This is a genomic window from Herbaspirillum sp. B65 (genome assembly GCF_000333555.1).
Classification (GTDB): Bacteria; Pseudomonadota; Gammaproteobacteria; order Burkholderiales; family Burkholderiaceae_D; genus Herbaspirillum; species Herbaspirillum rubrisubalbicans.
Window position 1 is genome coordinate 24,406 of sequence record NZ_BADI01000085.1, and the last position, 7,887, is coordinate 32,292.

Genomic DNA, 7,887 nt, shown 5'->3' on the forward strand with positions numbered 1-7,887 from the left:
CTTTCCCGCATCACGGACAGGCCATGACGCAAGCCAAGCCCTACAAGATTCCCGAATCGGTGCTGGTGGTGATCCACAGCGCCGATCAGCATGTATTGTTGATCGAACGCGCCGACCAGCCCGGTTTCTGGCAATCGGTGACCGGCTCCAAGGATAGTCTCGACGAAGAACTGTCGGAGACTGCCCGACGCGAAGTGGAGGAAGAAACCGGCATCGTCCTCACCGATGGCAGCGTAGAATCGGGCAGCGATGGAACCAGATGCGTGCCGCGCGCGCATCTGCGCGACTGGCAACTTTCCAACATCTATGAAATCTATCCGGTCTGGCGGCATCGCTATGCGCCGGGCGTGACCAAGAATACCGAGCACGTCTTTGGCCTGCTGGTGCCGCGCGACATCCCGGTTACGCTGGCCCCGCGCGAGCATACCCGCTATGCCTGGCTACCCTATCGCGAAGCGGCCGACCGCTGCTTTTCGCCCTCCAATGCAGAGGCGATCCTGCAGTTGCCCAGCTATCTGGCCAGGTAGCCGTCTGCATGGCGCCAGGGCTGTCCAGACAAGAACAACAGAAAGGCTGCATCGATGAAGCTGCGCGTTGCTACATACAACATCCACAAGGGCGTTACCTCGTTCGCCGGACGCCCGCGCATCCTGGCGTTGAAGCAGGCGCTGGCGCAACTGGACCCGGACATCCTGTTCCTGCAGGAAGTGCAGGGCCGGCATGACCTCAATGCCCTGCGCCATGCGTCCAACTGGCCACAGCAGGGCCAGCACGAATTCCTGGCCGGCGACACGCACCACGCCGCCTACGGCATGAACGCCGTCTACGACCACGGTCACCACGGCAATGCCTTGATCTCGCGCTTTGAAATCGCTTCCATCCGCAATCAGGATGTCTCTGACCACGCCTATGAATCGCGCGGCATCCTGCATTGCGTGGTGCCGGTGGAAGGGGTGGAGGTGCATTGCTACGTGATCCATCTGGGCTTGTTCGCCAATGGCCGGCGTCGCCAGACCGATGCGCTGATCCAGGCGGTCAGCACTTCCTCACCACCTGATGCCCCACTGCTGATTGCCGGTGACTTCAACGACTGGACCAATCAGTTGAGCCGCACGCTGTACCAGAACCTGGGGGTGGTGGAAGTGTTCGACCAGCCGCAACCGACTGCACGTGGTGTGATGCAGGGCTTGCGCCGGCTGGGTGGCCTGTCGGCGCCGATCCGCCCGGCGCGCACCTTCCCGGCCATGATGCCGTGGCTGCGACTGGACCGTATCTACGTGCGTGGTTTCCGTGTGGAAATGGCGCAGGTGTTGAAGGATGGACCGTGGGCGCGCCTGTCGGACCATGCGCCCATCGTCACCGAACTGCAGTTGGCCTGACCTTGCGCCACCTCGCCTTTACCGACGGCAACCAGATCGCGCTGCTGCACAGTGGCGCGGGTTTCTATCCGGCACTGATCAACGCCATCGAGGCGGCACGCGTCGAGATCTACCTGGAAACTTATATTTTTTCGCTGGATGACACCGGTGTGCTGGTATGCGAAGCGCTGCAAAGGGCCGCTGGGCGTGGCGTAGTGGTCTACGTCATCAATGACTGGCTGGGAACCGGTCGGGAAAATACTAAGAAACTGCACCTCGCCCTGAGCGCGGCCGGCGTCCAGCATCGCTCCTTCAATCCCTGGTTTCGCCGTGGCGTGGCGCGCAGCCATCGCAAGCTGTGCGTGGTGGATCGCCAGGTGGCTTTCGTCGGTGGACTCAATATCAATGACGACATGGTCTCCGACCGCGACCATGTCACGCCGCTACCGGCGCCGCGCTGGGACTTTGCGGTCAGCATCATCGGTCCGCTGGTGCAAGAGGTCTATCGTGAAGTGCAAGCGCAATGGCTGCGCGTGGGCCATATGAAGTTGAAAGCGCGCTGGCGCAATTTCAGGCGTTTGCGTCACGGCCATCCCGGGCCGGTGCATGACCAGACCCAGGCCGCCCTGGTGGTACGCGACAACTTCCGCAACCGCCGTACCATCCAGCGCGCCTACCTGCAGGCACTGGGACGTGCGCGCGAAACCGCCTTCCTCGCCAATCCTTACTTCGCCCCCGGTCGCAAGATGCGCCGGGCACTGGAAGAGGCTGCCCTGCGCGGCGTGAAGGTCACCCTGCTGTTGGGCGTGGGCCAGTTCGTGATGCAGGATGCGGTGGCGCATTCCTTCTATCCCAAGCTGCTGCGGGCGGGGGTGCGCATCGTCGAATATACCCATACCGAACTGCACGCCAAGGTGGCCGTGATCGACGACAAGTGGTCCACGGTCGGATCGAGCAATTACGATGGTCTGTCATTGTTCGTGAACCAGGAAGCCAACGTGGTGATCCAGGATACCGCCTTCGCCGGTTACTTGCGCCAGGAGATCGAGGCGGGGGCGGCGCACGGGCGGGTGGTGCATCTGGCGGACTTCCTGCACGTGCCCTGGTACAAGCGCGCCGCCTATGGTGCTGCCTTCCTCCTTTATCGCACGGTAATTCATATCATCACGCTGGGAAAAGACGCCTGAGCCTTATCTTGCGCTCACTTGATGTACCGAAAATTCACCATATCGCATTCCCAGCTGAAATGGACTAAGATGACCATCCCGGTTTTCCAAGGGCAGCCGCTACGGCTTCCTGCTATTTCAATAAAAGGAGCGAGTTATGGATGATGTGGTCATTGTCGCAGCACAGAGAACGGCGATCGGCAAGTTCGGCGGATCCTTGTCGAAGATTGCCGCAGCCGATCTGGGTGCGCAAGTCATCAAGGCCTTGCTGGCCAAGACCGGCATCAAGCCCGAAGCCATCAGCGAAGTCATCCTCGGCCAGGTGCTGACCGCGGGCCTGGGCCAGAACCCGGCGCGCCAGTCGGTCATCAAGTCCGGCCTGCCCGACATGGTCCCGGCCTTCGTGGTCGGCAAGGTCTGCGGCAGCGGCCTGAAGGCCGTGCAACTGGCGGCCCAGGCCATTCGTTGCGGCGACGCCCAGATCGTCATCGCCGGCGGCCAGGAAAACATGAGCGCCTCGCCGCATGTCCTGAACAACTCGCGTGACGGTTTCCGCATGGGCGACGCCAAGCTGACCGACACCATGATCGTCGACGGCCTGTGGGACGTCTACAACCAGTACCACATGGGCATCACGGCCGAGAACGTGGCCAAGAAGTTCGAGATCAGCCGCGAAGAACAGGATGCCTTCGCCGCCGCGTCGCAGAACAAGGCCGAAGCGGCGCAGAAGGCCGGCCGCTTCAAGGATGAGATCGTCCCCATCGAGATCAAGGGCAAGAAGGAAACCGTGGTCTTCGACACCGATGAATTCGTCAAGCATGGCGTGACTGCCGAAGCCCTGGCCGCACTGCGTCCGGCCTTCGACAAGGCCGGCACGGTGACGGCGGGCAACGCCTCGGGCATCAACGATGGTGCCGCTGCGGTGGTGGTCACCTCGGCCAAGCTGGCCGCTGAACTGGGCCTGCCGGTGCTGGCCAAGATCAAGGCTTACTCCTCGGCGGGTCTGGACCCCAGCATCATGGGCATGGGCCCGGTGCCGGCCTCGCAGCTGACCCTGAAGAAGGCCGGCTGGACCCCGCAGGACCTGGACTTGATGGAAATCAACGAAGCCTTCGCCGCGCAAGCCATTGCGGTGAACAAGCAGATGGGCTGGGATACCAGCAAGATCAACGTCAATGGCGGCGCCATCGCGCTGGGTCACCCCATCGGCGCCTCCGGCTGCCGCGTGCTGGTGACGCTGCTGCATGAGATGGTGCGCCGTGATGCCAAGAAGGGGCTGGCTAGCCTGTGTATCGGTGGCGGCATGGGTGTGGCGCTGGCAGTGGAGCGTTGATCCGATTATCGGTCGTGTGTTGAAGAGGAAACGCCGGCTTGCGAGCCGGCGTTTTTTTTGCGTCCGAATGATCGATGGCACTTCTCAGCTTGCCGGATTGAGAATCTCCGGCGGCAGTTCTGCATGGTGATATTTCTTATAGATGGCGTTGAGCTGACCGTTGCCCAGTTTGGCGCGTATCCAGCCATCGATCTTTTCCTTCAAGCGTGGCTCTCCCTTGCGCAGTCCCACCGCCAGCAGGTTGGCCTTGAGCGTGAGCTTATTCTCGATATCTCGCGTCGGATTCTTTTCATTGACGACCTTGAGCAGCATGGGTGAAGTGACCCAGATGTCGGCCTGGCCGCTGACCATCGCTGTCATCGAGGTGGCGTCATCGTCGAAGCGCGTAATGGTGGTCGATGCTGGCGCGATCTTGGTCAACTCCTGATCATTGGTGGTGCCACGCGTGGCGATGACCTTTTTGCCGGCCAGGTCGGCAGGGCTGGTGATCTTCATGCTCCTGGGCGCCCCGACCACCACCAGGATGGGGGCATAAGGCACCGAGAAATCAATGACCTTGGCACGCTCGGGTGTGATGGAAAAGGCCGAGATCACCACGTCGGCCTTGTTGGTCTGCAGGAAGGGCACCCGGTTGGTCAGCGTCGTGGGCACGACTTCCAGTTCCAGCCCGAAGTCCTTGGCCATGAGCTGTGCGGTTTCGACATCGGAGCCGATCAGCTTGAGCTTGTCGTCTTTCATGCTGTAGGGAGGGACGGCCAGGTCGATGGCCACGCGCAGTTTCTTGGCGGCCATGATGGTATCGAGCTGATCTGCTTGTGCCGTACTGGCGCCGAGCAGCAGCAGGCCCAGCAGCGCGCCGCGCAGGCGCCGTTTAGGGGATGAGGGGATAGGCATGTCTCGCTCCTTTTTTGGTTGGGGTTGGAACAACGGTGGCGGGGGATAGCTTTTGCGTTACAGACCGGTGCCCACGAAGTTGCGCAGTTCCGGTGTGGCTGGGGAGTCAAGGATGTCGGGCCCACCCTGCTCCCACACCTGGCCCTGGTGCATGAAGATCACCTGGTCCGCTACGCGCCGTGCGAAGCTCATCTCGTGCGTCACCAGGATCATGGTCATACCTTCGGCCGCCATCTGCTCCATGACCTTGAGCACCTCGCCGGTCAGTTCCGGGTCGAGTGCCGAGGTCACTTCGTCGAACAGCATCAGTTGCGGCTGCATCGCCAGCGAGCGGGCAATGGCCACCCGCTGCTGCTGGCCACCAGAAAGCTGTTCGGGATAGGCCTGTGCCTTGTCGCCCAGGCCGACGCGCTCCAGCACCTGCCGCGCCAGTTCCTGCGCCTCCGCGGGCGCCAGGCGCTTTACGGCAGTCGGACCCAGCGTAATGTTCTGCAGTACGGTCAGGTGCGCAAACAGGTTGTAGCTCTGGAAGACGATACCCACATCGCGGCGCAAGGCGCGCAGATCGAGTTGCGTGGTATGGACGGCATGGCCGCAGACGCTGATCTGGCCTGCGTCGATCTGCTCCAGCCGGTTGATGCAACGCAGGGCGGTACTCTTTCCCGAGCCGCTCTTGCCGATGATGGCGACCACTTCGCCGCGCGCGACCTTGAAGGAGACGCCCCGCAATACGGCGTTGTTACCGAAGCGTTTATGGACGGCCTGCAATTCAACGATGGTGTGCATGAAGTTTCCTTTCTAGCGCCCGGCTCCAGCGCGACAGGGGGTAACACATGGCGAAATACAACAGCGCGGCGCTGCCGAAGTAGAGGAAGGGCTGGAAGGTGGAGTTGTTGATTACCTTGGCGTTGTAGGAAAGTTCGGCAAAGCCGATCACCAGCGAAGCCACCGAGGTGTTCTTGATCACTTGCACCGCAAAACCCACGGTCGGTGGCGTGGCCATGCGCAGGGCTTGCGGCAGGACGATCATCCACATGCGCTGCCAGCGCGTGAGTCCGAGGCATTCGGCGGCTTCCCACTGGCTCTTGTGGACGGCCTGGATGCAGCCGCGCCAGATCTCGCCGAGGAAGGCGCTGGCGTAGATCACCATCGCCGTGGCCGCCGCCGGCAATGCATCGACCGTGCCGATGCCGGCCAGTGCCGGGCCGTAGAAGCACATCCCCATGAGGACCAGCAAGGGCGTGCCCTGAATCAGTTGTATCCAGGCGCTGGCCATATGCCGTACGGCTGCCAGGGGCGAGACCCGCGCCAGCGCCAGAATGAGACCCGCCATCGCGCCCAGCGATAGCGTCAGCGCTGACAGCAGCAGCGTGCCCCAGGCGCCCTGCAGCAAGGAAAGAAACTGTTCATGCGTCATGCTTGCTCTCCTTCAAAGGGGAGTGCCAAGCTTGCGCCGGCGCGTGAAGGCCAGTTGCCCGAGCATCCAGAAACCGGCCCGCATCAGGCAGGACAGAGCCAGATAGAGCACCCACAGCACCAGAAACACCTCGAAGTTGCGGAAGGTATCGGACTGCACGCGATTGGCCACCCCCAGCAATTCTTCCGCGCCCACCGAAGAGAGAATGCTGGAGGCCAGCATCATCAAGACGAACTGGCTGGTCAGGGCCGGCCAGACGCGCTCCACCGCCGGTTGCAGTACCACGTGCCGCAACACCTGCAGCGGCGACAGCCCCAGGCAATGCGCGGCCTCGATCTGGCCATGCTGGATGGACTCGATGCCGGCGCGCACGATCTCGCAGCTATAGGCGCCGATATTGATGACCAGTGCCATCGTCGCGCCCGCCATGACGGGCATGGTGATCCCCACCGACGAAAGCCCGAAGATCAGGAAGTAGCATTGGATGAGCAGCGGGGTATTGCGGATCAGTTCGACATAGCCGCCCACTGCAGCACGCAGCCAGCCATGGCGGCTGCCACGTGCCACCGCACAGACCACGCCCAGCAAGAAGCCCAGCAGCGTGGCCAGGAAGGACAGTTGTATCGTGCTCCAGGCACCTTGCAACAGTAGCGGCCAGTGCGCGGCGACGCTGGCGAAATCGAATTCGTAATGCATGTCTGCTCCTCGCTCTCGGGATGAAAGGACTGTTGCGTCTAGAGTCGGCGCAGGTAGGTTGCATCAAGCTGATCGATATCCGGGCAAGCCAGCAGCGCCAGCACGCGGTCCACTTCGCTGCGCAGGATGTCCAGTGCACGCGCGGCACCCGCTTGGCCACCCGCGGCCAAGCCGTAGGTGGTGGCACGACCCAGCAGGACGGCATCGGCGCCCAGGGCGATGGCCTTGACGATATCGGCACCGCGTCGGAAACCGCCGTCGAGCATCACCGTCAGTTGTCCTTTCACGGCAGCGACGACTTCAGGCAGCACATCCATCGTCGACAAGGCGCCATCGAGCTGGCGTCCGCCATGGTTGGAGAGGACGATGCCATCCACGCCCAGCGCCACGGCGCGTTGTGCATCCTGCACCTGCATCACGCCTTTCAAGATCAGTTTGCCGGCCCAGATGCCGCGCAGCCATTGCACATCATTCCAGTCCAGCGCCGGGGACAGTGATTGGCCGAGAATGGATGCCGCCGCGCCCCGCACGCTGGTCTGATCGGCCGGCAGCAGATCGCCCAGGTTGGCGAAGCGGGGAAAGCCGTGCGGGTAGAGGATGTCGATGAGCCAGCGCGGATGGCACAACACATCGAGCTTGTTACGCCAGTCCAGTCGACGCGGACTGCTGAAGTTGCGCACGTCCCATTCGCGCTTGCCATAGACGGCGCTATCGGTGGTGAGCACCAGCGTGTCGATGCCTGCGGCTTGCGCGCGCTTTGCCACGCTGGCCACGAAAGCACGGTCGCGATACAGGTAGACCTGTTGCCACACCTGCGCCCCGGAACGGCGCACCACCTCTTCCAGCGAGGTGGTGGACACATTGGTCAAGACAAAGGGAATGCCGGCGCCCGCAGCTGCGCTTGCCATGGCAACGTCTCCCTCACGGGCCAGCAATCCGCTGAAGCCGGTCGGGCCGATCAGGAAGGGCGAAGCGATCTCCTGGCCCAACAGCTTGCGTGCCTGGCGGCGCACCGAGACATCC

At 62.5% G+C, this 7,887-nt stretch carries 9 protein-coding genes; 4 read left to right on the top strand and 5 right to left on the bottom strand.

The features are described from left to right. The first annotated feature begins 23 nt into the window (after positions 1-23). The 4 genes from nudB to I5W_RS02595 all read left to right on the top strand — a co-directional run bounded on the left by nudB (position 24) and on the right by I5W_RS02595 (position 3,857). On the top strand, positions 24-527 hold the full coding sequence (gene nudB / locus I5W_RS02580) for a dihydroneopterin triphosphate diphosphatase (RefSeq protein WP_044528056.1): 504 nt from the start codon (positions 24-26) through the stop codon (positions 525-527). 54 nt (positions 528-581) lie between these two features. Further along, complete coding sequence (locus I5W_RS02585) at positions 582-1,379, top strand: endonuclease/exonuclease/phosphatase family protein (protein ID WP_017451844.1); 798 nt, start codon at positions 582-584, stop codon at positions 1,377-1,379. A 2-nt stretch (positions 1,380-1,381) separates the two neighbouring features. Next, positions 1,382-2,545, top strand: a complete 1,164-nt coding sequence (locus tag I5W_RS02590; protein WP_044528057.1) for a phospholipase D-like domain-containing protein — start codon at positions 1,382-1,384, stop codon at positions 2,543-2,545. Positions 2,546-2,681: 136 nt separating this feature from the next. After that, positions 2,682-3,857 carry an acetyl-CoA C-acetyltransferase gene (locus I5W_RS02595; RefSeq protein WP_017451846.1) on the top strand — a complete coding sequence of 392 codons (1,176 nt, stop codon included), beginning with the start codon at positions 2,682-2,684 and terminating at the stop codon, positions 3,855-3,857. A gap of 84 nt (positions 3,858-3,941) precedes the next feature. Here the strand turns inward: I5W_RS02595 and I5W_RS02600 are convergent, their stop codons facing one another. The 5 genes from I5W_RS02600 to I5W_RS02620 form a co-directional block, all read right to left on the bottom strand. Further along, positions 3,942-4,751 carry a transporter substrate-binding domain-containing protein gene (locus I5W_RS02600; protein WP_044528058.1) on the bottom strand — a complete coding sequence of 270 codons (810 nt, stop codon included), beginning with the start codon at positions 4,749-4,751 and terminating at the stop codon, positions 3,942-3,944. A 57-nt stretch (positions 4,752-4,808) separates the two neighbouring features. Further along, complete coding sequence (locus I5W_RS02605; protein ID WP_017451848.1) at positions 4,809-5,537, bottom strand: amino acid ABC transporter ATP-binding protein; 729 nt, start codon at positions 5,535-5,537, stop codon at positions 4,809-4,811. Then, positions 5,521-6,168, bottom strand: a complete 648-nt coding sequence (locus I5W_RS02610; RefSeq protein WP_017451849.1) for an amino acid ABC transporter permease — start codon at positions 6,166-6,168, stop codon at positions 5,521-5,523. Before I5W_RS02610 ends, I5W_RS02605 begins: the two co-directional genes overlap by 17 nt. A 12-nt stretch (positions 6,169-6,180) precedes the next feature. Continuing rightward, positions 6,181-6,864 carry an amino acid ABC transporter permease gene (locus tag I5W_RS02615; protein WP_017451850.1) on the bottom strand — a complete coding sequence of 228 codons (684 nt, stop codon included), beginning with the start codon at positions 6,862-6,864 and terminating at the stop codon, positions 6,181-6,183. Positions 6,865-6,902: 38 nt separating this feature from the next. After that, a partial coding sequence (locus I5W_RS02620) for an alpha-hydroxy acid oxidase (RefSeq protein WP_044528062.1) occupies positions 6,903-7,887 on the bottom strand: 985 nt, incomplete at its 5' end.